Genomic DNA, 23,399 nt, shown 5'->3' with positions numbered 1-23,399 from the left:
TTAGCAGGTGATTCTTATGAAAATTGGAAAAAAACAGTGGTTTTTTCCCAAGACTTTAATTTTTACTGTCATGATGACAGGATTGGTCTTAATCTTAAATAAAACTCAAGTATATGCTCAAGCAACTACTGGGTTAGTTCAGACTCATAATTCACTTCAAACTTCAGCTCCAACTGATACAGCTAAAGGTGAAATTGCAATTGATGCTCACACAGGTCAAATTATTTATCAAAAAAATGCGCAAAAAAAGTTGCCAATTGCTTCGTTGAGTAAATTAATGACAGTTTATATTGTGATTCAAAAGATTCAGGCGCATGAACTTAGTTGGAACGATAAAGTGAAAATTTCTCCACAAATAGCTGAAATTAGTGCTATTCCTGGAACCACAAGTGCTGGTCTAGTATCTGGACGTGAGTATACGGTTCGTGAATTATGTGATGCAGCCTTGATAGGATCAGCTAGTGGTGCAGCAATGGCCCTGGGACAAAAGGTAAGTGGAAATAGTCAGGCATTTGCTGATTTGATGAATCAAACGGCCAAAAAAATAGGGATTAAAGATGCTACCTTTTATAATGCCAGCGGATTAACGAATCGTGTTACGCATGCTTTGAAATTAAAAAACGTACCTGAGATGGCTGTAAATACCACGTCGGCAAAATCGGTAGCAATGTTATCTAAGCAACTGTTACATACCGATCCTAAAATATTAGAGATTACCAAACAACCGCAATTTACATTTGTTGATGCTAATAATCAACCACAAAAAGTGATTAAAAATACTAATGAGATGGTAACGGGTGCTAGTAAAGCCAATCCTGATTTTCCCGTTGACGGATTGAAAACAGGTACTACCGAGAACCAAGAAGAAAATTTAGTTGCGACGACTAATAAAGATGGAAAACGAATTATTACAGTGGTACTTTGTACGCCTCGTGGTCAACGTTTTTCACAAACAACTCGTTTGATGGAAGAAGTTTATAACCATCATCACACGGTTAAATATGATAAAAAAAAATTTAAAAAAGATGTTAGCGTTGCAAATGGAGTTGACGTTGTTATGCCTGTTAAAATAAAAAAGACTGTTTATTTTTGGATGGACAATAATAAACAGGCTCCCATCACTAAACAAGTTACGATTGATAAAAAATTACAAAATACTGATGGAAGTGTCATGGCTCCTGTAAAAAAGAATCAAAAAATTGGTAGTTTAAAGTTAGGACTGCAGAAGCAAAAGGTTGCTTATGTTGGGAAATATACAGATGTCCCGGTTTATACCAAAAAAGCTGATGAAAAAGCAGGCTTTTTTACAAACTTGTTTCGGGATATCCTTTAAAAACAGTTTAATTTTACAAAAAGTTAGTAGAAATGGTTTTTTATTTTGCTTAGATACAATATAATTAGAACTGTAAATTAAATTTATAAAATAAAAAACGAAGTCACTACTTTGGAGGATTTCAATTGACTAAATTGGTACCGAATCCCAATGAATCTGCTTGGCGCAGAAACTTTGGGATTTCATTTCCACTAGATATAAGTTACATTCCAATTGGAGTAGCTTGTGGGATTTTATTACACGCTGCTGGTTTTAATACTTTTAACACAATTTTAGTGTCGCTTTTAGTGTTTTCTGGTGGTGCGCAATTTCTGATTGCATCGATGTTAACGATTAATTCACCTTTATTAACGATTGTTTTGATGTTGTTTTTCCTTGAACTTCGTTATGCTTTATTGGGATCTAGTTTATCAAAGTATTTGCATGGTCAAAGTGTTTTGTTTATGCTTTTATTTGCTTGTTCCATGAATGATGAAAATTACGCTGTTAATTACCTAAAATTTTCAACTGATAAGAAGTTTACGCCGCGAGATGCTTTGCAGATTGAGCATTGGACGTTGCTATTTTGGACTTTAAGTAATTTTGTCGGTAGTTTGGTTGGTAGTGCGGTTAAGATTGATTTAACTGTTGTTCACTTTGCATTAACGGCATTATTCTTATTTATGATTGTAATGCAAGTTAAGAGTCTTTTAAAAGTTATGATTGCTTTTCTAGCTGCCGTTCTAGCTATTTTCTTTTTAGTGTTGACTAAATCAACGCTGGGGCTAGTATGTGCGACTTTAATTGCATCATTTGTTGGATTTCTGATTGATAATTATCTAAGAAGAAGACGAGTTAAGACCCACCATAAGAGTCGTTTAATTAAGATGTTCAAAAATCCCGCGGGAACGCCAAAGGAATAAGTTAGGAGTATAAAATATGGAATGGAACGGAATGCAGCATTTTCTGTTAGTTTTATTATGCTTCCTGGTGGCTTTAATACCTCGATTTGTTCCTTTGTTTTTCTTTCGAAAACGTAAGATTCCAAAGTGGTTTAATGAGTGGATGGAATTTGTACCAATTTGTTTATTTACATCTTTGGTAGTAAAAGATTTATTCATTACTAAGACTTATGCTTTTTCTATTGCCGGAACAATTCCAGAATTGATTGCTAGTGTAGTAGTGATTGCCGTTGCCTTTTGGACAAGATCTATGGCCTTGTCCGTTATAGTTGGATTGGCACTTGTCTTTTTATTAGCAATTGTTTTATAAAACTAAACAAAAACAGCTTCGTTAGTATAAAAAACTAACGGAGCTGTTTTATTTTATTGTTATTTTTTGTACATATAATCTCTTGTCATTGGTAGTGTTTCACCTGAAGGACCCTTTGAAATTAAATATTGTATTACATCAATGTTTCCAGCTTTAAATGAAGCAGCACAAGCCTGTAAATATAAGTCCCACATGCGAACAAAATCTTCATCAAACATTTCAGTAACTTCTGGAATTACTTTTCTGAAATTTTTATCCCATTCTTCTAGTGTTCTTTGGTAATGACGACGAAGTGATTCTAAATCAGAAATCTGCATGCCGTTATCAATGATATGTTGAACATTTTCGGTTAATCCTGGAATATATCCACCTGGGAAAATCCATTTGTTAATCCAACCATTTACAGCTCCACCTTGTTGTCTGGTAATTCCGTGAATTAAGGCTGTTCCACCATCAGCTAAATGATCGGAAACAACCTTGAAGTATTCATCAAGATTTTCTTTACCAACATGTTCAAACATTCCCACAGAAGTTATATAGTCAAATTTTTCATCTTTAGGAATTTCACGATAATCTTGTAATTTGACTGTGGCTAAGTTTTCCAAACCTTCTTCTTTGATTTTGTTGTTAACATAGTCATATTGTTCTTGGCTAAGAGTTACACCAGTCACACGGATGTTATACTCTTTAGCAGCAGTCAACATTAAAGTTCCCCATCCACAACCAATATCTAATAATGTACGATCGGGTTGTGGATTTAATTTTTTAATGATGTGATGAATTTTATTTTCTTGTGCTTGGTAAAGTGTATCAGTTGGTTTTTCAAAGTAAGCACAAGAATAAGTCATAGTTTCATCAAGCCATAATTTATAAAATTGATTTCCAATATCATAATGATCTTGAACGTCTTTTTTACTTTCTTTTTCTGAATGAGAAGCTTTGGGTAAAAACTTAATAAACTTTTGATTACGGAAGAAACTATCAGCAGCTTCATAAGCCGAAGTGATTAGATCTTCTAAATTTCCGTCCACTTCGATAGTTCCATTCATGTAAGCCTCACCCAATGCAATTGAAGCATTACGTTTAATTTCGCGAATTGGGATTACTTTGTGAATGGTAATATGAGCTTTAGGAGTTCCTTTTCCATATTTTTTGGTTTTTCCATCCCAAAATGTTACTTCCATTGGCATGTTAAAACTACGTTTAAGGAATTCATTATAAAATGGTTTTTCGAGCATAAAAAGTACCTCTCTTTGTTAAAATCTAAAATACATTATATGCTTTTTTGCTTTTTTACGTAACTATTAAGGATGATAATGAATTTTTTAGTATGGTATAATTAAACAAATAATTTATTAATTTTTAGACGGAGGTATTTTTAATGAAAAAATGGATTTGGGGCGTGATTGTAGTAGTAGTCGTAGCCTGCATTGGCGGGTGGTTTTATTTTGATCACTCTACGAGCTCTGCTGCTTATAACAATAATATTAGAAATGGGAAAACTGAAATTAATAATGGAGATTATTCAAAAGCTAAGGATAAACTTCAGGCTGCAGTTGATGAAAAGCCTGATTCAAAGGAAGCTAATGCTTTATTGAATCAGACTAAAAAATTCATTGACGGTAACAATGAAATGAAAGACAAAGATTTTGATACAGCACGAGACTCATATAAAGATGCTAGAGATAAGAAAGATGGTTCTAAAGTACTAGCTGATCGTGCTAAAGATAAAGTTAAGACTGCTAATGATGTTATTAAAAACGACAAAAAATTCAAAAAAACATATGCAAAGGCAGTTAAACAACACAATGCTAAGAAATATACCGATTCAAATAACACATTAGATGCAATTTTTAATGATGATGTGATTACTGAATCATATTATTCAGATATTTTGAGTAATGCGAAAGATTTGAAGAAATCAAATGATAAAGCTTTGAAGAGTGATTCCAGCAAAGATAAATCTGATGGTATGAGTGACAATACTAGCTCAAACGATACTAATTCAAGCAATACTAGTTTAAGTGATAGTAACCAAGCTACTACTAGTAATAATGCTGCAGTAGTTACTAAAGCTAATAAACCTAACTCGCAATTAACTGTTGTTACTAAAAAAGCAGCTAATACACAACAACCAGCAGCAACTGTCACTAAAACAACTGCTAACAATACAGCTAAACCAGCTGCAACAACTAACAATTCTGCTGCCTCAGCTAACGATACAGGCAGTTTAAACGTTTATACTCACCCTGAAACATATGCAAATCGTTTCACTGAACCAACTAGCAGTTCAAGTAACACTAGTGGAGCTTCTACTCCTGCTACTAATAATAATCCAAACACTTACACACCAAGTACTGATCCTTATGATGTTTATACTAATCCAGATACTTATGCGAACCGATTTGCAAGCTAATATTTAATTCTAAAAAATGGAGATTGTAACTAATGCAAAATTATTGGCAAGTTTTTTTAAATAATGTGAAACTACGCCGTTTTTGTGTGTTGATTTTTTTGATATTAGTTTTATATGTTTGTCGTGATATGATGACAACTTTATTATTAACGTTTATTTTTACGTTATTAGTTACTAAATCTGTTATTTGGATTAGAAAGCGAATTAAAATTCCTACGCCAATTCTAGTGATTGTAATGTATGCAGTGATTGTTGGATTGGTAGTAGTAGCTGCAATTGTTTATTTACCCGCAATTGCAGATCAAGGTATTGAATATACGAGGATGTTATTTAAATTTTACGAACGTCCACATATGATAAAAAATGCACAAATACGCAATATGGTAGTTAGTTTCATGAAAACTGTGAATATTCCGCAGCAAATTAAAGGCAGTATGGGATTAATCTGGGAGTACGTTACTAGTGCTGGAACGATTGGAGTTGCAATGTTTATGTCATTGCTTCTAAGTTTTTTCTTTACATTAGAGTTAAAACAAATGAAAGAGTTTTCGCAAAAGTTTCTTACTAGTACGTTTGGCTGGTTTTTCAAGGATATTTATTATTTTGGAAATATCTTTGTTAAAACATTTGGAGTTGTTTTAGAGGCACAGTTCTTTATTGCAATTTGTAATACTACGATTACAACCATTTGTTTAGCGTTTATGCACATGCCTCAGTTATTGATTTTTGCAGTGATGATTTTCCTATTGAGTTTAATCCCAGTTGCTGGAGTTATTATTTCATTGATACCGTTAACGATTGCGGGTTATGCGGTAGGTGGAATTCGCTATATTATTTATATTTTAATTATTATTTCTGTGGTTCATTTGCTCGAAGCATATGTGTTAAATCCTAAATTTATGTCTGCTAAAACAGAGTTGCCTATTTTTTATACTTTTGTAGTATTGTTGCTTGGCGAACACTTTTTAGGCACTTGGGGATTAATAGTATCAGTTCCCATTTTTACATTTTTCCTAGATGTTTTAGGAGTGCAAAAAGTCGATAAGAAAAAGCGACCACAATTGCATAAAACTGGGTGGCTGAAAAAGCTCTTAAAATGATGTATGATATAGATGTTTAAAAAATGACTTTAAAAATGAAAGAGGTATGATAATGGCAAAATTATGTTTAATTCGTCACGGACAAAGTGAATGGAACTTAGCTAATAAATTTACTGGTTGGGTTGATGTTGATCTTAGTGAAGAAGGTGTCAAACAAGCCAAGCATGCTGGGGAACTTATTGCACAAGCTGGTCTTGAATTTGATCAGGCATATACTTCAGTTTTAAAACGTGCAATTAAAACTTTAGATTATGCATTAGAAGAAAGTGACCAACTTTGGATTCCAGAAATGAAATCTTGGCGCTTGAATGAACGTCATTATGGTGCTTTACAAGGTAAAAACAAAGAAAGAGCTGCTGAAAAATATGGAGTAGACCAAGTTCATATTTGGCGTCGTTCATACGATGTTTTGCCACCACTTTTGAGTGCTGATGATGAAGGATCTGCTACTAAAGATCGTCGTTATGCTGATTTAGATCCACGAGCAATTCCTGCAGGTGAAAACTTAAAGACTACCCTAGAAAGAGTTATTCCTTTCTGGCAAGATGAAATTGCACCTAAGTTATTAGACAACAAAAATGTAATTGTTGCAGCTCATGGTAACTCACTTCGTGCATTAACTAAGTATATCGAAAACATTTCTGATGAAGATATTATGGATGTTGAAATTGCTACTGGTCAACCAATTGTTTATGATATTGATTCTGATTTAAATATTTTGAGTAAAGTTGAATTAGGCGACAATAAATAATAAGCACTAGAATAAAAAAGTTTATACTCATGAAACATGAGTATAAACTTTTTTTGCTGTTTTATTTAATTGTAAAGTTACTTGACAAGCAAAAAACGTAATTGTATAGTAAGCACTAATGCTTATTATTAAGATTTAGGGGGTTTTTAGATGAGTAAGAAACAAACTGTTGATGCAAAAGGAAAACCATATAATCGTACGATTTTTGTCCTTTTGTTATTAGTAGGAGCTTTCGTTGCCGTCTTAAATCAAACTATTTTAGGAACAGCTTTTCCAACTTTGATGCACGCCTTTCATGTTAGTACATCTACAGTTCAGTGGTTAACTACTGGATTTATGATGGTTAACGGGATTTTAATCCCGGTTAGTGCCTGGTTGACAGAGCGAGTTAATACTAAATGGTTGTATTTAGGAGCAATGTTAATTTTTGAAATTGGAACGATTATGGCATATGCTGCACCGACTTTCCAGGTTTTATTTGCGGCTCGATTAGTTCAAGCTGTTGGTGTTGGAGTAATTATGCCTTTAATGCAGACAATTTTGTTATCAATTTTCCCTGCTGAAGAACGTGGGGCTGCTTTAGGAATGGGTGGAATTGTAATTGGATTAGCACCAGCTATCGGTCCTACACTTTCTGGATGGGTAATTGATAACTACAATTGGCGTGATTTATTTGGAATTTTGATTCCGATTGCTGCGATTGTTTTAATTTTAGGACTTTTTTACATTAAACCTGTCCTTAAAACTCATAAATCAAAATTAGATTATTTATCCTTAGTTCTTTCTACTATTGGATTTGGTAGTGCACTTTATGGATTTTCATCTGTTGGTAACGATGGATGGGGAAGTGCCACCGTTATATGGTCATTGATTATTGGAGCAATTTTTATTGCATTATTTATTTGGCGTCAATTAACTATGAAAGATCCATTCTTGAATTTAAGTGTCTTCAAATCATTTGAATTTAGTATTTCAACTGCAATTGCTTCTGTTGCCTTCATGGCTATGATTGGTGTTGAAATGGTTCTTCCTTTATATTTACAAATTGTTAAGGGATTAAGTGCCTTTCATTCTGGATTTGCATTATTAGGTGGGGCTCTGATGATGGGATTAATGAGTCCAGTTACAGGGGTTTTATTTGATAAATTTGGTGCCAAACGTTTGGCAATTGGTGGATTGTTCTTACTATCAGTTGGAACATTTCCATTCATGTTTTTGACAAAGGATACTTCAACTGCTTACATCGTTGTATTGTATGCTGTTCGTATGTTCGGAATTGCTATGGTTATGATGCCAGTAACTACTGCTGGAATGAATTCATTGTCAGTTAAAATGATGGGACATGGAACTGCAGTTAATAATACGGTTCGACAAATTTGTGGATCTATTGCAACTGCTATCATGGTTTCGATTCTTTCAAATGTAACTTCAAACAATATGCCATCACATATGATGAGAATTAATAATCCACTTCATTATCGTGATTTAGCAATTAACGCTACTTTAAAGGGTTATACAGCAACTTTTGGAATTGCATTTATAATCTCAGTCATTGCTTTCTTGATTGCATTTGCTTTAAAGAATGGTCGAGTATTGGATACCAAAAAAGCTAAAGGAGGTAACGAATAATGATTTTTGTTATTTTAATTATTGCCGTATTAGCTTTCTTTATCTGCTGGAACTTGATTCCTAATCGCTTAGTATCGAATTTAAGCGGAATCTTTTTTGGAATCATTACGATACTGGCGATTGTGGGGATTATTGCCAACTTTAATGGTCATTTTGGAATGACTAAGAAAACGACTGAAACGCAACATTCATTTACTTCAATTAATAAGCAAATGGATATGATTTTATATCAAAAAATTGGCAAAAAATCTAATAGTCAAGCTGTTATCTATAAAAAAGATGCTGATCAAAAGAAGCCAACTGTTACAAAAGTTATTGACACTAAAAATGTAATTAAAAAGGGTGCTAATGATAATAAGTTGGTTACTACTAAAGAAGATTGGGTTTACAAAAATGATTTTTATCGCATGATGTTTGGGTTAGCACAAAAAGAAACGTTTATTAAGCGTACTAATACTTTTCATGTTGATAAAAACTATTTAGTATTAACTCCACAACAAGCCAAAGAGATTGGTACAAAAATGAAACAACAAGCTGCTCAAATGCAAGCTAAACAAAAAGATCCTCGAGTTATGGCTGCTATGAAACAACAAGGCGAGCAATATGTGCAAGGTAAAATGATGGTTGAAATGCAAAAGAATCCACAGATGACTGCTAGTCAGAAAGAAAAATTGACTAAGAAGTATACTAATGAATTCCAACAGGAAGCTAAAGACAAAGCTAAGCAACAAATGCTTCAAACTGTTATGCAACAACTTAAAATTAATAAATAAAAAAAGACCTCGTTTAATATGAGGTCTTTTTTGCTATCTTATTTTTTTGAGCTTGAAGAACTTGTTTGTATTGAGCAGTCATCCATTGAACATAATTTTTATGTGGGGGTTGTGTTTCTGAAACGTTGACTACAGGAATCTGATTTTTTTTAGCTAAATCAACCATTCCTGTTACTACAGGGTCAGAGGCCTGGATATTATTAACAAAGAATGCAATTTTATGATGTTTAATGTCTGATTGCAAGTTTGTAATATCTGTTGTGGATGGATCCACACCCTTTTCAATTGCATTTGCAAACCCATTATCACTGATTTTGTAACCCATTGGTTTTAAAGAATAATCAAAAACAGGTTCGCTGACAGCAACATATTTACCGTGAGAATTTTTTTTGATTTGTTTAAGTAAAGATGTTATTTTTGATAATTTTTGTTGATAGATATTAGCATTGTGATAGTAAAAATTTTTATCCTGCGGTCTTTTTTTAGAATAAACTTTAGCTAATTTTCTTGCTAATTTATTCATTGTTTGAGGATCATACCAAATGTGTTCGTTATCTCCATCCTTTTTATTCATTAGTGTTCCAACATCGATGTCTGTTTGTTTTTTATCAGTAGAATTTTTAATTAAATTAGTCATCCAATCATCATAGCCAATTCCGCTTGCTATCACTACATCAGCTTTATCGACTTTTTTTGCATCATTAATCGTTGGCTCAAAATCATGAGGGTCAACATTTGAATTAATAATAGAAGCAACTTTAACGTCTTTTCCGCCGACTTGTTTAGCTACGTCTCCATAAAAGTTGACTGATGAAACTACGTTGATTTTATTTGATTTGGTAGTTGAATTTTTATTACAGGCTGATAAAGGGATTAGAAGTAAACAAAGAGTAGCAGCTATAATTAATTTTTTTTTATTTTTAAAGAACATTGATATTCCTTCTTTTTAATTAGTAATTTAATTATACCTTAAAGCATTTAATTAAGTATCATGGTTAACTGATATAACTTTTCTAATTATTTTGACTTTTTTTGACCAAACTGTTGACATGGTATTTAGGAGGGTGTATATTATTAATTGTCGCTTGAGGGATGGCAAGTTTTTATGATTAATGATTGAAAATAAATTTTTTGAAATTAATTGTTAAAAACGTTTGACATTCTTTGACCAATGAGATATACTAATAATTGTTCGTTAGGGAATGACTACGAAATGTTTTTACGGATTAATCTTTAAGTAATTGAGTTTTTTAAAATTAATTAAGTAAAATCATTGACAATTATTCTTAAACGAGCTATGATAGTGAATGCACTGCAGAAGCAGTGCAAGAGTAGATCTTTGAAAACTGAACAAGATTTTGATTACAAAAGTGTAAGGTAATCTTTAAACTTAGTTTAAAGATTAAAACATTATGCAAAGTCAATTTGCTTTAAGAAATAAAATAAATAAGAGCTAGTAAAGTTCTCATTTTTAAAATGAGAGTTTGATCCTGGCTCAGGACGAACGTTGGCGGCGTGCCTAATACATGCAAGTCGAACGAGGTCTCCTAACTGATAGCTGGTGCTTGCATCAGCTTGACGATAGATCTGACCGAGTGGCGAACTGGTGAGTAACACGTGGGTAACCTGCCCAGAAGAAGGGGATAACACCTGGAAACAGATGCTAATACCGTATAACAACGAGAACCACATGGTTCTCGTTTGAAAGATGGCTTTTATGCTATCGCTTCTGGATGGACCCGCGGCGTATTAGCTAGTTGGTGAGATAATAGCTCACCAAGGCAATGATACGTAGCAGACCTGAGAGGGTAATCTGCCACAATGGGACTGAGACACGGCCCATACTCCTACGGGAGGCAGCAGTAGGGAATCTTCCACAATGGACGAAAGTCTGATGGAGCAACGCCGCGTGAGTGAAGAAGGGTTTCGGCTCGTAAAACTCTGTTGTTAGAGAAGAACGGCCGTGAGAGCAACTGCTCACGGTGTGACGGTATCTAACCAGAAAGTCACGGCTAACTACGTGCCAGCAGCCGCGGTAATACGTAGGTGGCAAACGTTGTCCGGATTTATTGGGCGTAAAGCGAGCGCAGGCGGTTTTCTAAGTCTGATGTGAAAGCCTTCGGCTTAACCGGAGAAGTGCATCGGAAACTGGATAACTTGAGTGCAGAAAAGGACAGTGGAACTTCATGTGTAGCGGTGAAATGCGTAGATATATGAAGGAACACCAGTGGCGAAGGCGGCTGTCTGGTCTGCATCTGACGCTGAGGCTCGAAAGCATGGGTAGCAAACAGGATTAGATACCCTGGTAGTCCATGCCGTAAACGATGAATGCTAGGTGTTGGGAGGTTTCCGCCTCTCAGTGCCGCAGCTAACGCATTAAGCATTCCGCCTGGGGAGTACGACCGCAAGGTTGAAACTCAAAGGAATTGACGGGGACCCGCACAAGCGGTGGAGCATGTGGTTTAATTCGATGCTACGCGAAGAACCTTACCAGGACTTGACATCTTCTGTTAACCTAAGAGATTAGGTGTCCCCTTCGGGGGCAGAATGACAGGTGGTGCATGGTTGTCGTCAGCTCGTGTCGTGAGATGTTGGGTTAAGTCCCGCAACGAGCGCAACCCTTGTCTTTAGTTGCCAGCATTAAGTTGGGCACTCTAGAGAGACTGCCGGTGATAAACCGGAGGAAGGTGGGGATGACGTCAAATCATCATGCCCCTTATGTCCTGGGCTACACACGTGCTACAATGGACGGTACAACGAGTTGCGAAACCGCAAGGTCAAGCTAATCTCTTAAAGCCGTTCTCAGTTCGGATTGCAGGCTGCAACTCGCCTGCATGAAGTTGGAATCGCTAGTAATCGTGGATCAGCATGCCACGGTGAATACGTTCCCGGGTCTTGTACACACCGCCCGTCACACCATGAGAGTTTGTAACACCCAAAGTCGGTTGGATAACCTTTACGGAGTCCGCCGCCTAAGGTGGGACAGATGATTAGGGTGAAGTCGTAACAAGGTAGCCGTAGGAGAACCTGCGGCTGGATCACCTCCTTTCTAAGGAAAAATTCGGAACTTACACCGATCAAAATCTTGCTCAGTTTTGAGAGTATCTACTCTCAGAATTTGTTCTTTGAAAACTAGATAATATTATTTTCTGTAAAAATTATATTTTTAATATAATTTCAACCGAGAAATAACCATTGTGTTATTTGAGTTTTTTAAATTAATAGTTTAATCGCTAAACTCAATAATTTATAATCCGAAGGATTATAGGTTAAGTTAAAAAGGGCGCATGGTGAATGCCTTGGTACTAGGAGCCGATGAAGGACGGAACTAACACCGATATGCTTCGGGGAGCTGTACGTAAGCTTTGATCCGGAGATTTCCGAATGAGGAAACTCGACCAGTGCCATGACTGGTCACTGCGTAGTGAATACATAGCTGCGCAGAGGCAGACGTGGGGAACTGAAACATCTAAGTACCCACAGGAATATAAAGAAATTTCGATTCCCAAAGTAGCGGCGAGCGAACTGGGAATAGCCCAAACCGGACCTTTATGGTCCGGGGTTGTAGGACTGAACATTTGAGTTACAAAAGTATTTGATAATTGAAGCAGCTGGGAAGCTGCACCAAAGAGAGTGATAGTCTCGTAAATGAAATCGAATACCCTCAGTTCAGGATCCTGAGTACGGCGCCACACGTGTAACGGCGTCGGAATCCGGGAGGACCATCTCCCAAGGCTAAATACTCCCTAGTGACCGATAGTGAACCAGTACCGTGAGGGAAAGGTGAAAAGCACCCCGGAAGGGGAGTGAAATAGTTCCTGCAACCATGTGCCTACAAGCAGTTAGAGCCCGTTAACGGGTGATAGCGTGCCTTTTGTAGAATGAACCGGCGAGTTACAGTTGCATGCAAGGTTAAGCCGAAAAAGCGGAGCCGTAGCGAAAGCAAGTCTTAAGAGGGCGTTTTAGTATGTTGCCGTAGACCCGAAACCAGGTGATCTATCCATGTCCAGGATGAAAGTGCGGTAATACGCACCGGAGGTCCGAACCCGTGTACGTTGAAAAGTGCTGGGATGAGGTGTGGATAGCGGTGAAATTCCAAACGAACTTGGAGATAGCTGGTTCTCTCCGAAATAGCTTTAGGGCTAGCCTCGGAATTAGAATCGTGGAGGTAGAGCCACTGTTTGAGCAAGGGGTCCATCTAGGATTACTGAGTTCAGATAAACTCCGAATACCACTGATTTATGTCCGGGAGTCAGACGATGAGTGATAAGATCCATCGTCGAAAGGGGAACAGCCCAGACCGCCAGTTAAGGTCCCTAAATATATGCTAAGTGGAAAAGGTAGTGAAGTTGCATAGACAACTAGGATGTTGGCTCAGAAGCAGCCATCATTTAAAGAGTGCGTAATAGCTCACTAGTCGAGTGATTCTGCGCCGAAAATTTACCGGGGCTAAGTATATTACCGAGACTGCGGACGCAACTACGTTGCGTGATAGGAGAGCGTTCTAAGGGCAATGAAGGCAGACCGCAAGGACTGCTGGAGCGCTTAGAAGTGAGAATGCCGGTATGAGTAGCGAAAGATCAGTGAGAATCTGGTCCACCGAATGACTAAGGTTTCCTGGGGAAGGCTCGTCCTCCCAGGGTTAGTCGGGACCTAAGCCGAGGCTGAGAAGCGTAGGCGATGGATAACAGGTTGAGATTCCTGTACTAGTTAATTATGTTTGAACAATGGAGGGACGCAGAAGGCTAAGTTATGCATACTGATGGATATGTATGTTCAAATCGTAAGTCAGGTTATGAGTTAAATGCTTGTAGCCGGGTTGACAAGCGATGATGAGGATCGAAATTTAAGTAGAGAAGTAACCCATGTCACGCTGCCGAGAAAAGCTTCTAGTTAGTAATTAATTACCCGTACCGCAAACCGACACAGGTAGTCGAGGAGAGTATCCTCAGGTGAGCGAGAGAACTCTCGTTAAGGAACTCGGCAAAATGACCCCGTAACTTCGGAAGAAGGGGTGCTGGCCTCACGGCCAGCCGCAGTGAAAAGACTCAAACGACTGTTTATCAAAAACACAGGTTTATGCAAAATCGTAAGATGAAGTATATGGGCTGACGCCTGCCCGGTGCTGGAAGGTTAAGTGGAAAGGTTAGCTTCGGCAAAGCCTCGAAATGAAGCCCCAGTAAACGGCGGCCGTAACTATAACGGTCCTAAGGTAGCGAAATTCCTTGTCGGGTAAGTTCCGACCCGCACGAAAGGCGTAACGATTTGAGTACTGTCTCAACGAGAGACTCGGTGAAATTAAGATACCTGTGAAGAAGCAGGTTACCCGCGACAGGACGGAAAGACCCCATGGAGCTTTACTGTAGCTTGATATTGGGTGTTTACATAGCTTGTACAGGATAGGTAGGAGCCATAGAAGCCGGAACGCTAGTTTCGGTGGAGGCGTCAGTGGGATACTACCCTTGCTATGTGAACACTCTAACCCTGAGCACTTAACGTGCTCGGAGACAGTGTCTGGTTGGCAGTTTGACTGGGGCGGTCGCCTCCTAAATAGTAACGGAGGCGCTCAAAGGTTTGCTTAGAATGGTTGGAAATCATTTGTAAAGTGTAAAGGCAAAAGCAAGCTTGACTGCGAGACAAACAGGTCGAGCAGGGACGAAAGTCGGACTTAGTGATCCGGTGGTACCATATGGAAGGGCCATCGCTCAACGGATAAAAGCTACCCTGGGGATAACAGGCTTATCTCCCCCAAGAGTTCACATCGACGGGGAGGTTTGGCACCTCGATGTCGGCTCATCGCATCCTGGGGCTGTAGTTGGTCCCAAGGGTTGGGCTGTTCGCCCATTAAAGCGGTACGCGAGCTGGGTTCAGAACGTCGTGAGACAGTTCGGTCCCTATCCGTCGCGGGCGCAGGAAATTTGAGAGGAGCTGTCCCTAGTACGAGAGGACCGGGATGGACATACCGCTGGTGTATCAGTTGCGCCGCCAGGCGCATTGCTGAGTAGCTATGTATGGATGATATAAACGCTGAAAGCATCTAAGTGTGAAACTCGCCTCAAGATGAGATTTCCCATTCCTATATGGAAGTAAGACTCCTGAAAGATGATCAGGTCGATAGGTTAGAAGTGGAAGCATAGTGATATGTGAAGCGGACTAATACTAATCAGTCGAGGACTTAACCAAGGAAGACACAGGGTTAAATCAAAGTTGAACAGAGAAGATATTATCTAGTTTTGAGAGAACGAAGTTCGCTCAGGCTTATGGAAGCATAAGTAAAGTGTGGTGGCGATAGCCTGAAGGATACACCTGTTCCCATGCCGAACACAGAAGTTAAGCTTCAGCACGCCAAAAGTAGTTGGGGGATCGCCCCCTGCGAGGATAGGACGTTGCCACGCAACCCAAACAGTAAGAGACGCTCACCGAAATGGTGGGCGTCTTTTTTTGAATAATTAAGAATCTAATAAACTATCAACAGTTATAATCCTAAAAGTATTAGCATTTATTGTTACTCTAATATTTTGTTTATAATCATAAATATAGTAATTTTTTCCTTTACGAATAATTTTAGGATTATCTTTAATTATTTGATAAATCAAATTTTCAATTTTTTCTTCTGAATAGTTAATTTTAAGCTTTTTATTAATTCTCTGATATACCAACTTAGTGTAACAAATATTTTTTTCAATTTTTTGTAAATTTTTATTTTGCATATAGTCTCCAGATAACTATGAATCAAGTGAATTTATTTTATTAATCTTAGCATAATTATTGAAGAGGGTTTCAAAATTTAGTAGATATGTTAAAATATGTTTGCCGCTTTAGCTCAATAGGTAGAGCACTTCCATGGTAAGGAAAAGACTCCGGGTTCAAATCCCAGAAGCGGCTTAAAATTACGAATTATACTTTTTTATAATTTAGGTATGACAATACCATCAAAGTAAATCTTTATAATTATTTAGTTTATTTTATATTTAATTTTAAACATATTAAAGTCCCTTAAGTTTGATAATAAATCTAACTTAAAGGTTTTTTTATATGAGCTGTCAAATTAATGCAGGGATTTTTTAAATATGATTTTATCCTATTTAAACATTTTGAATCGCTTGTTATCATCCATGTAATCTTTTTCCCCAGCAGGAGCTTCAATAGATCCAAAAGGAATTTCGGCTCTTAATATCCAGTTATCTGGAATATTAAATTCTTTTGCTACATCTTCATCAATTAATGGATTGTAATGTTGATTAGAAGCACCGATGCCCATTTCTGCTAAAGCCATCCAAATTGAGTAATCTGCAATACCAATGGCTTGTTCTGACCAATCATAAAAATTTGAAGCATAACTTGGAAAGTTATTCTCTAAATTCTTAACTATTTTTTCATCTGTGTATAATAGTACTGTTCCAATTCCGGACTTGAAAGAGTTGTTTACTTTGTTAGCAGTTTTTTCAAAAGCATCTTCATTTTTAGAAACTTCATGGAGTTTATCTAGTGTAAGATTCCAAAACTTTTTATTAGAATCTCCAAATAAGACAACCGCCCGTACTGATTGAGAATTGAAAGAACTAGGGGACTCCCTAACAGATTTTTTGATAACATCATATATTTCTTCATCTGTTTTTGTTATATTATTTCCTAATGCATAAATAGAACGACGTTTCTTTTGTAAATCATAAAAATTCATTATAAATCTCCTTAAATATATTTGGTTACTTTAAGTAAGTATAGCAATAAATTATTGAATGTCATAAGATAATGTACTATAACTATAAAATTATGATTATATTTAGTTGGAAAACAATTGGAGTATAAAAAAAGACCTTCCATCAATGTTTTATTCATTGATTGAAAGCCTTTTTGGCTGCTAAGTTTATACATCCCGTCTTACTATACAAGTACCTTCTGGGACTTCAAAATCTTTTTGAATCATAGTTAACTTTCCAGTTTCTGGATTACGTTCAAAAAGAGTAGCATTATCACTATTTTGATTACATGCGATTAATAATGATTCGTCTGAACTAAATTCAAAGTCACGAGGGAATTCGCCTTCAGTTGAAATGATTTGGATTCGTTCTAGATTACCATTTGGTAAAATTTTAAAAACAGCTATGGAATCATTACCACGATTAGATACATAAATAAAGCGATTATCATGTGAAATCTTAATTGCAGCTGCCCCGTTGTGTTCTGTCCAATCATCCGGTATTGTTGAAATTTCCTGGTCTAAAGTAAGTTCACCAGTTTTTTGGTCATAATCTAAAACAGAAACTTCACTACTAAGTTCACCTACAAGGTAACCTTTATTACTATTGCCGGCAAAACTAATATTTCGAGGTCCATATCCTGGTGCGGGTTTGTATTCGCTAACTAATGATAGTTTTCCCTCATCTGAAACATCATAAACAGAAACTTTATCAATTCCTAAGTCACAAACGATTAAGCGATTATCAGGAGTTAAATTAGCATAATGTGGATGAGCTCCATCAGCTTGTTCGGGTTTAGGGCCAACTTCACCTTTGGCAAAAGCACGATCAGTAAGTTCAAGAGTTCCATCTGGATTAATTGAGTAAACAGATACGTGTCCCATATGATAATTAGCTGTGAAAACTAATTGTTTTTCTTCATCAATTGCCACGAATGCATCTGAAGTTCCAGTTTCAATATTTTCTTGTAGCATCAATGAAGGAATTTTTTCCCCATCAAACACAGCTACTCCGCCTCGTAATTCAGGTTGTTCCATATTACGATCAACTGCATAAATTTTTTTTGCTTTTGATTCAGCAAGATAGGTTGGACTACCGATTTTAGCTACTAATAGTGTGTTTTGTAGTTGCTTTTTTTCGGTATCCAATTCAATTTGGTAAATTCCTTCACTATCATTAATGGTATAAGTTCCAATTAAAAATTTTTCATTCATTGTGAGATCCTCCTAGATAATGTGAATGCGCTTACACTAGTATTCTAACCAATTATACCTTTATTTTTCAAATTATGAAATAAATTGCTGTGGATTAATAAAATTAGTAGTCAGTAAGGTTTATATTTGATATCATTGGTTACGCACAATTTATATAAGAAAGAATATAATATCTTTTTTTATGAAAGGAAGATTGAAAATGTGGAAAGAATTTAAAGAATTTATTTCTCGCGGAAATGTTGTCGATATGGCAGTTGGTGTTATTGTTGGAGCTGCTTTCACTTCTATTGTTAGTTCGCTGGTTAAAAACCTAATTAATCCATTAGTAGGAATGTTTATTGGAAATATCGATTTATCTAATTTGATGATAAAAGTCGGCTCAGCTACGTTTAAGTATGGTGTTTTTTTAAATTCGGTAATTAATTTTTTAATTATTGCATTTGTAGTGTTCTTATTAGTAAAAATACTTAATAAGGTCAAAGTAACTACTAATAAGAAAAAAGAAAAAACACCAAGTAAAACTGATCAATATTTACAAGAAATTGTAACTTTATTAAAAGATGATGAAACAGATAAGTCAACGACAAAAAAATCAGAAAACAATTAATTTCAACATCACAAAAATCTTATATATTAAAAAAGAAACCACATTTTTTGTGGTTTCTTTTTATCTAACTTTAACTAATTGATTATCAAATGCACTTTTAGGAATTAGTGGGGTCACAGGACCATTGCTTAATAATGATAAATTATGCATTGCTCGTGTCATGATGGTGTAAAGAATTCCTAACGAATGTTGATCTGGATAATTTTGCTTTGAAACGTTCCACCCAATTACTGAATCAAATTCGAGGCCTTTAGCTAAGTACACTGGGAGTACAACAACTTTTCGATTAATAGAACGAGCACTATCAGTTACCAGCAATGTCTCAAAACTGTTGCGGATAGCACGGTAAACATCCTTAGCTTCAGACTGGTTTTTGGTGATAATAGCAACGGTTTGATGTGCTTTTAATTCTTGCTTGATTAGTTTCTTTAATTGTTGTTTCATCTGCGGTACATTATTAGCTTGATACAAAATAGGTGTATTTCCAGCACGGTTAAAAGCTTCGATATTTGTCCCATCTGGAAGAATGGAAGTAGCAAACGTTGTGATTGGATAAGTAGAACGATAAGAACGATTTAGGTAGATTAAACGCGGATCTTTAACTGAAATAGCATTATTTAGTTTATTTAAAAGCGTTGGTGCTGATTCCACATCCTTAAAAATAGCTTGTTCGCTATCTCCAATTAAATTAAATTTTGCATTTTTAAAAATTAATTTTAAATACATAATCTCGGCAATCGAATAGTCCTGAACTTCATCAATAAACAAATATTTAATTGCATTGTTTTTATTTTCACCAGTAAATTTATCTCGTAAGTATAAGAGTGGAGCAGCATCATCTAAGCGAACTTGGTGATACTCAAGTTTAGACTGAAATTGTTTGATGTCGGTTTTCCAATCAGTCTGTGTAATAGTTGTTGGAAAACTCACATTTTCTAAAAATTTGTGATACTGAGTATATGAATCCCAAAAACTATCATTATAAATAGCATCATAGACAATTTTTAAATTTTGTTTGACTAATTGAGTAGCAATATAGTCATGTTCAGCGTCAAAGTCAGCAAAATTATCAATATCCTGATCACCTAATAAAGCATGATATTGCTCATCAGATAGTGCATCTAAACGATCTGCGACCCACTTAGAATTAATTTCAGCTTTAATTCGTTGTTTAAGTTGTTTGATTAAGATATTTTTGGTTTGTAGAAGCTTGTCAGCCAATGGCAAATTCTGATTTAGGCTTTCATATATTTTTTGAATTTCAATTTTTGAAAAATAAGTTTTCCCTTGAAAATGAATATCAGTAAAAATAATATCTTTTGGTTTTAAATTTTGTAAATAGTCATCAATATTATTAATGAATTTCTGACTACCTTTAAACTTGTGAATGTTATTATTTAATTCTTGATTTTCAAAACGATTAAATAAAGTTTGAACCTGCATACCTTCCATTCGTTGTGAGAAAAATTTAGCAAGCGTTACTTGTCGCATATTATGTTCGCCTAAGCTAGGAAGGACTTCTTTAATATAATTTGAAAATAAAAGATTTGGGGAAAAAAGCAGAATTTGTTCTGCATTTAAATCATTGCGACTATGGTATAGCAAAAAAGCAATTCGTTGTAAGAGAGCCGAAGTTTTTCCAGAACCAGCCACTCCTTGAACTACCAACAAATCACTTTTGGTATCGCGGATGATATCGTTTTGTTCACGCTGAATGGTTGCCACAATGTTTTTCATTGCTTCTGGACTTTTAGAACTCAATTCTTTTTGTAGTAACTCGTCTCCAACCGTCTCATTTGTATCAAATAAATTAATGATTTTTCCATCTTTAATTTGGAATTGACGCTTTTTTAATAATTTTGTGTTTTGCTGACCATTAGGTGTTTGATAACTAACTTTTCCTAACGTTCCGTTATAATAAACACTAGAAATGGGGGCACGCCAATCATGAATAAGGAATTCTCCGTCTTGGTCAATTAAAGAAGCTGTACCTATATATAATTTATCTATATCTGGGAAACCTTCATCTTGAATATCAATGCGACCAAAATATGGGGAATGCTGTAATTCCTGATAGGTATCAAGTTGGCGTTTCATAATATTTTCATCCTCGACAACTTTATTAACCAGACTTCGCTGTTGTTGTAATTCGGCTTTGGTTTCAATTCGATCATCAGCTTCTAAATAGTTAACCGAGGTGTTTGTGCCATAGTTCTTTTGAACTTGTTGAGTTTCGGCTTTTGCATCTTCAACTTCTTGTTTTGTTTTCTTGATTTTATTTGTTAACAGTTTTGAAACAAAGGTCACGCGGTCTTGTTCCTGCTGCTCTTCTTGTTTATCCATCATTCAGCTCCTTGTTCCTAAGTCGGTCATCATTTTAGTTGGAAATTACATGACTGTCAATCTTCTTGTACTTTGACAATTATCACGAAAACCCCTAAAATAATAGGAAAGTTTAGTTAGTAGTGGAGTCATTATGACAGAGAGATCATGGTAGCTGAGAGTGATCAGACGAAGCGAATTGGAAAAAGGATAATTACCTTATAATTTTAGCGGCACTTTATAGTGCAAATTAGGTGGTACCACGCACATGCGTCCTATTGATTTTTAATCAATGGACGCTTTTTTTAATATTAAAGGAGAAATTATGATGGATAAAAAACCAATTATTTTAACTGGAGATCGTCCTACTGGTAAATTACATGTTGGACATTTTGTAGGATCATTAGAAAATCGAGTTAAGTTACAAAATACTGGGAAATATGATCCTTTTATTATGATCGCCGATATGCAGGCATTAACTGATAATGCACGTGATCCGGAAAAAATCAGAAATAGTTTGTTTCAAGTTGCATTAGATTATTTGGCAGTTGGAATTGATCCCAGTAAATCAACTATTTTTGTGCAATCACAAATACCAGCTTTAAATGAATTAACTATGATTTATCTAAATTTGGTAACTGTTGCCCGATTAGAGCGTAATCCAACGGTTAAACATGAAATTCAACAAAAGAAATTTAACGAAAGTGTTCCAGCTGGTTTTTTAACTTATCCAGTCAGTCAGGCTGCTGATATTACAGCTTTTAAAGCAACTATAGTGCCAGTTGGTGATGATCAGGAACCGATGATTGAACAGACCCGAGAAATTGTTCGTAGTTTTAACAATGCTTACCACAAAGATGTGTTGGTTGAACCAAAAGGGTATTTCCCGCCCAAAGGTGAAGGACGAATTCCTGGGTTAGATGGTAACGCTAAAATGAGTAAATCATTAAATAATGCGATTTATATTTCAGACGATGCAGACACGATTAAAAAGAAAGTTATGTCAATGTATACCGACCCAAATCATATTCATGTGGAAGATCCTGGAAAAGTAGAAGGAAATACTGTTTTTACTTATTTGGATATTTTTGCAGAAGATCAGCATAAAGTTCAAGAATTAAAGGATCAATATACCCGTGGTGGTCTAGGCGATGTTAAAATTAAACTATATTTAAATGATGTTTTACAAAATATTTTAGATCCAATTCGCACACGTCGAGAACGCTTTGAAAAAGATCCGGACCAAGTTTATCAAATTTTAAAAGATGGTAGTCAAAAAGCCAATCGAGTGGCCGAACAAACCTTACAAGAGGTTCGAGACGCAATGGGAATTAATTATTTTGACTAGGTTAAAAGCTAATGGAGGAGAGTTACATGGTGAATTTTGTCATTATCGATATGGGCTCAAATTCTGTTCGCATGGCTATTTATCAAGTTGATGCAGCTGGTCATTATCGTGAAATCAAACGAATGAAAAATGATACAAGACTTTCTGAAGGAATGGGTTCAAAAAATATCCTTCAATTTTCAGCAATGAAACGCACTATTGCAGCATTAAAACGATTTAAAGCTGAATATAGTAAATTTTCAAATGTAACTGTTCAAGCCATTGCTACGGCTGCTGTTCGTCAAGCTCAAAACCAACAGGACTTTTTGAATAATATTAAAGCTGAAATTGGCATTAATGTCCGGGTATTGACGGGTAAAGAAGAAGCTTACTTTGATTATGAAGGGGTTGTAAACCGTTTAAAAATTCGCGATTATGTCTTGATGGATATTGGTGGCGCAAGTGTTGAAATTATTCATGTTAGAAACAAAAAAGCGATTAATTTAGTTAGTATTCCTACTGGTGCAGTTAAGATGACCGAACAGTTTCATTTGAAAAATCTAATTACAGCGGCAGATTTCTTTTCGGCTCAGCAGTATATGATTGAAACTTATAGTAAAATTGGTTGGCTTAGGCATCCGGTTCATTATCCTATCGTTTTAATTGGTGGGGCAGCTCGTACCTTGGCCCGCATTAATCGACGTCAGCAACATTTTAAGCAGATTGATCAGATTCAGGATTATCAATTAACGAGAAAACAAATCAATGCCACGATGCGAGTTTTTTTGAGAGATGACTTAGCTCAACGACAGTTAATTAAAGGATTGGATAGTGATCGTGCAGATGTAATTGTTGGCGGATTAATCAATCTAGTTTCTGTAATGGATTTTATTGATTCTAAACGGGTAATATTTTCAGATGGCGGGGTTCGTGAAGGGATTGTCAACGAATTTGTACAAAGATACTTGTAGATTGT

At 35.9% G+C, this 23,399-nt stretch carries 17 protein-coding genes, 1 tRNA gene and 3 rRNA genes; 15 read left to right on the top strand and 6 right to left on the bottom strand.

Going from position 1 to position 23,399, the window contains the following annotated elements; translation table 11 throughout:
* Window positions 1-16 precede the first annotated feature (16 nt).
* The 3 genes from AC0GLR_RS05860 to AC0GLR_RS05850 all read left to right on the top strand — a co-directional run bounded on the left by AC0GLR_RS05860 (window position 17) and on the right by AC0GLR_RS05850 (window position 2,584).
* A complete protein-coding gene (locus tag AC0GLR_RS05860) occupies window positions 17-1,333 on the top strand; it encodes a D-alanyl-D-alanine carboxypeptidase family protein (protein ID WP_495604524.1) in 1,317 nt (438 codons plus the stop codon).
* Between the two features lie 125 nt (window positions 1,334-1,458).
* A complete protein-coding gene (locus tag AC0GLR_RS05855; protein ID WP_495604523.1) occupies window positions 1,459-2,235 on the top strand; it encodes an AzlC family ABC transporter permease in 777 nt (258 codons plus the stop codon).
* A 16-nt stretch (window positions 2,236-2,251) separates the two neighbouring features.
* Window positions 2,252-2,584, top strand: coding sequence for an AzlD domain-containing protein (locus AC0GLR_RS05850; RefSeq protein ID WP_054646811.1), 333 nt, complete (start codon window positions 2,252-2,254; stop codon window positions 2,582-2,584).
* Between the two features lie 59 nt (window positions 2,585-2,643).
* Here the strand turns inward: AC0GLR_RS05850 and AC0GLR_RS05845 are convergent, their stop codons facing one another.
* Window positions 2,644-3,822 (bottom strand): class I SAM-dependent methyltransferase, encoded by a 1,179-nt coding sequence (locus tag AC0GLR_RS05845; RefSeq protein WP_495604522.1) that lies wholly within the window; start codon window positions 3,820-3,822, stop codon window positions 2,644-2,646.
* Between the two features lie 143 nt (window positions 3,823-3,965).
* Between AC0GLR_RS05845 and AC0GLR_RS05840 the strand changes: the two genes are divergently transcribed.
* The 5 genes from AC0GLR_RS05840 (at window position 3,966) to AC0GLR_RS05820 (ending at window position 9,253) form a co-directional block, all read left to right on the top strand.
* On the top strand, window positions 3,966-5,000 hold the full coding sequence (locus AC0GLR_RS05840) for a hypothetical protein (protein ID WP_495604521.1): 1,035 nt from the start codon (window positions 3,966-3,968) through the stop codon (window positions 4,998-5,000).
* 32 nt (window positions 5,001-5,032) lie between these two features.
* A complete protein-coding gene (locus tag AC0GLR_RS05835) occupies window positions 5,033-6,100 on the top strand; it encodes an AI-2E family transporter (protein ID WP_495604520.1) in 1,068 nt (355 codons plus the stop codon).
* A 52-nt stretch (window positions 6,101-6,152) separates the two neighbouring features.
* Window positions 6,153-6,851: a 2,3-diphosphoglycerate-dependent phosphoglycerate mutase gene (locus AC0GLR_RS05830; protein WP_495604519.1), complete on the top strand. Its 699-nt coding sequence runs from the start codon at window positions 6,153-6,155 to the stop codon at window positions 6,849-6,851.
* 150 nt (window positions 6,852-7,001) lie between these two features.
* Entirely contained in the window at window positions 7,002-8,480 is a 1,479-nt protein-coding gene (locus AC0GLR_RS05825; protein ID WP_495604518.1) for an MDR family MFS transporter, read from the top strand.
* Window positions 8,480-9,253: a DUF4811 domain-containing protein gene (locus AC0GLR_RS05820; protein ID WP_495604517.1), complete on the top strand. Its 774-nt coding sequence runs from the start codon at window positions 8,480-8,482 to the stop codon at window positions 9,251-9,253. The genes AC0GLR_RS05825 and AC0GLR_RS05820 overlap by 1 nt, the downstream gene beginning before the upstream one ends.
* Before the next feature lie 13 nt (window positions 9,254-9,266).
* Here the strand turns inward: AC0GLR_RS05820 and AC0GLR_RS05815 are convergent, their stop codons facing one another.
* A complete protein-coding gene (locus AC0GLR_RS05815) occupies window positions 9,267-10,184 on the bottom strand; it encodes a metal ABC transporter solute-binding protein, Zn/Mn family (RefSeq protein WP_495604516.1) in 918 nt (305 codons plus the stop codon).
* Between the two features lie 541 nt (window positions 10,185-10,725).
* Between AC0GLR_RS05815 and AC0GLR_RS05810 the strand changes: the two genes are divergently transcribed.
* From AC0GLR_RS05810 to rrf, 3 genes are all read left to right on the top strand, one after another.
* Window positions 10,726-12,302: ribosomal RNA gene (locus tag AC0GLR_RS05810) — 16S ribosomal RNA — on the top strand.
* Between the two features lie 218 nt (window positions 12,303-12,520).
* Window positions 12,521-15,436: ribosomal RNA gene (locus AC0GLR_RS05805) — 23S ribosomal RNA — on the top strand.
* Between the two features lie 95 nt (window positions 15,437-15,531).
* Window positions 15,532-15,648: ribosomal RNA gene (gene rrf, locus AC0GLR_RS05800) — 5S ribosomal RNA — on the top strand.
* Together the 16S, 23S and 5S rRNA genes form the textbook arrangement of a ribosomal RNA operon.
* 54 nt (window positions 15,649-15,702) lie before the next feature.
* Here the strand turns inward: rrf and AC0GLR_RS05795 are convergent.
* Window positions 15,703-15,963, bottom strand: a complete 261-nt coding sequence (locus AC0GLR_RS05795) for a DUF3781 domain-containing protein (RefSeq protein WP_495604515.1) — start codon at window positions 15,961-15,963, stop codon at window positions 15,703-15,705.
* Window positions 15,964-16,065: 102 nt separating this feature from the next.
* Here AC0GLR_RS05795 and AC0GLR_RS05790 point away from each other — a divergent pair.
* Window positions 16,066-16,138: transfer RNA gene (locus AC0GLR_RS05790), tRNA-Thr, on the top strand.
* 196 nt (window positions 16,139-16,334) lie between these two features.
* Here AC0GLR_RS05790 and AC0GLR_RS05785 read toward each other — a convergent pair.
* Together AC0GLR_RS05785 and AC0GLR_RS05780 are read right to left on the bottom strand one after the other, a co-directional pair.
* A complete protein-coding gene (locus AC0GLR_RS05785; RefSeq protein ID WP_495604514.1) occupies window positions 16,335-16,934 on the bottom strand; it encodes a nitroreductase family protein in 600 nt (199 codons plus the stop codon).
* Window positions 16,935-17,120: 186 nt separating this feature from the next.
* Window positions 17,121-18,167, bottom strand: a complete 1,047-nt coding sequence (locus AC0GLR_RS05780; protein WP_495604513.1) for a lactonase family protein — start codon at window positions 18,165-18,167, stop codon at window positions 17,121-17,123.
* A gap of 199 nt (window positions 18,168-18,366) precedes the next feature.
* Between AC0GLR_RS05780 and mscL the strand changes: the two genes are divergently transcribed.
* On the top strand, window positions 18,367-18,774 hold the full coding sequence (gene mscL, locus AC0GLR_RS05775) for a large-conductance mechanosensitive channel protein MscL (RefSeq protein WP_495604512.1): 408 nt from the start codon (window positions 18,367-18,369) through the stop codon (window positions 18,772-18,774).
* 60 nt (window positions 18,775-18,834) lie between these two features.
* On the opposite strand, the gene helD is transcribed toward mscL, so the two are convergent.
* Window positions 18,835-21,117, bottom strand: coding sequence for an RNA polymerase recycling motor HelD (helD, locus tag AC0GLR_RS05770; RefSeq protein WP_495604511.1), 2,283 nt, complete (start codon window positions 21,115-21,117; stop codon window positions 18,835-18,837).
* A 307-nt stretch (window positions 21,118-21,424) separates the two neighbouring features.
* On the opposite strand from helD, the gene trpS reads away from it, so the two are divergent.
* Both trpS and AC0GLR_RS05760 read left to right on the top strand, forming a co-directional pair.
* A complete protein-coding gene (gene trpS, locus AC0GLR_RS05765; protein ID WP_495604510.1) occupies window positions 21,425-22,444 on the top strand; it encodes a tryptophan--tRNA ligase in 1,020 nt (339 codons plus the stop codon).
* Between the two features lie 26 nt (window positions 22,445-22,470).
* Complete coding sequence (locus AC0GLR_RS05760) at window positions 22,471-23,394, top strand: Ppx/GppA phosphatase family protein (RefSeq protein WP_495604509.1); 924 nt, start codon at window positions 22,471-22,473, stop codon at window positions 23,392-23,394.
* Window positions 23,395-23,399 lie beyond the last annotated feature (5 nt).

The organism is Fructilactobacillus sp. YLN 2412 (genome assembly GCF_059488745.1).
Note: the sequence above shows the minus strand (reverse complement) of the source record. Positions and strands in the feature narration are given on the sequence as shown.

Excerpts from the sequence above, each read along its gene's own strand:
- AC0GLR_RS05830 (WP_495604519.1), top strand. The coding sequence starts at position 6,153 with ATGGCAAAATTATGTTTAATTCGTCACGGACAAAGTGAATGGAACTTA.
- AC0GLR_RS05780 (WP_495604513.1), bottom strand. The coding sequence starts at position 18,167 with ATGAATGAAAAATTTTTAATTGGAACTTATACCATTAATGATAGTGAA.
- AC0GLR_RS05840 (WP_495604521.1), top strand. The coding sequence starts at position 3,966 with ATGAAAAAATGGATTTGGGGCGTGATTGTAGTAGTAGTCGTAGCCTGC.
- AC0GLR_RS05785 (WP_495604514.1), bottom strand. The coding sequence starts at position 16,934 with ATGAATTTTTATGATTTACAAAAGAAACGTCGTTCTATTTATGCATTA.
- AC0GLR_RS05835 (WP_495604520.1), top strand. The coding sequence starts at position 5,033 with ATGCAAAATTATTGGCAAGTTTTTTTAAATAATGTGAAACTACGCCGT.
- AC0GLR_RS05860 (WP_495604524.1), top strand. The coding sequence starts at position 17 with ATGAAAATTGGAAAAAAACAGTGGTTTTTTCCCAAGACTTTAATTTTT.
- AC0GLR_RS05815 (WP_495604516.1), bottom strand. The coding sequence starts at position 10,184 with ATGTTCTTTAAAAATAAAAAAAAATTAATTATAGCTGCTACTCTTTGT.
- helD (WP_495604511.1), bottom strand. The coding sequence starts at position 21,117 with ATGGATAAACAAGAAGAGCAGCAGGAACAAGACCGCGTGACCTTTGTT.
- AC0GLR_RS05845 (WP_495604522.1), bottom strand. The coding sequence starts at position 3,822 with ATGCTCGAAAAACCATTTTATAATGAATTCCTTAAACGTAGTTTTAAC.
- AC0GLR_RS05850 (WP_054646811.1), top strand. The coding sequence starts at position 2,252 with ATGGAATGGAACGGAATGCAGCATTTTCTGTTAGTTTTATTATGCTTC.
- AC0GLR_RS05825 (WP_495604518.1), top strand. The coding sequence starts at position 7,002 with ATGAGTAAGAAACAAACTGTTGATGCAAAAGGAAAACCATATAATCGT.
- AC0GLR_RS05795 (WP_495604515.1), bottom strand. The coding sequence starts at position 15,963 with ATGCAAAATAAAAATTTACAAAAAATTGAAAAAAATATTTGTTACACT.
- AC0GLR_RS05760 (WP_495604509.1), top strand. The coding sequence starts at position 22,471 with ATGGTGAATTTTGTCATTATCGATATGGGCTCAAATTCTGTTCGCATG.
- mscL (WP_495604512.1), top strand. The coding sequence starts at position 18,367 with ATGTGGAAAGAATTTAAAGAATTTATTTCTCGCGGAAATGTTGTCGAT.
- AC0GLR_RS05820 (WP_495604517.1), top strand. The coding sequence starts at position 8,480 with ATGATTTTTGTTATTTTAATTATTGCCGTATTAGCTTTCTTTATCTGC.
- trpS (WP_495604510.1), top strand. The coding sequence starts at position 21,425 with ATGGATAAAAAACCAATTATTTTAACTGGAGATCGTCCTACTGGTAAA.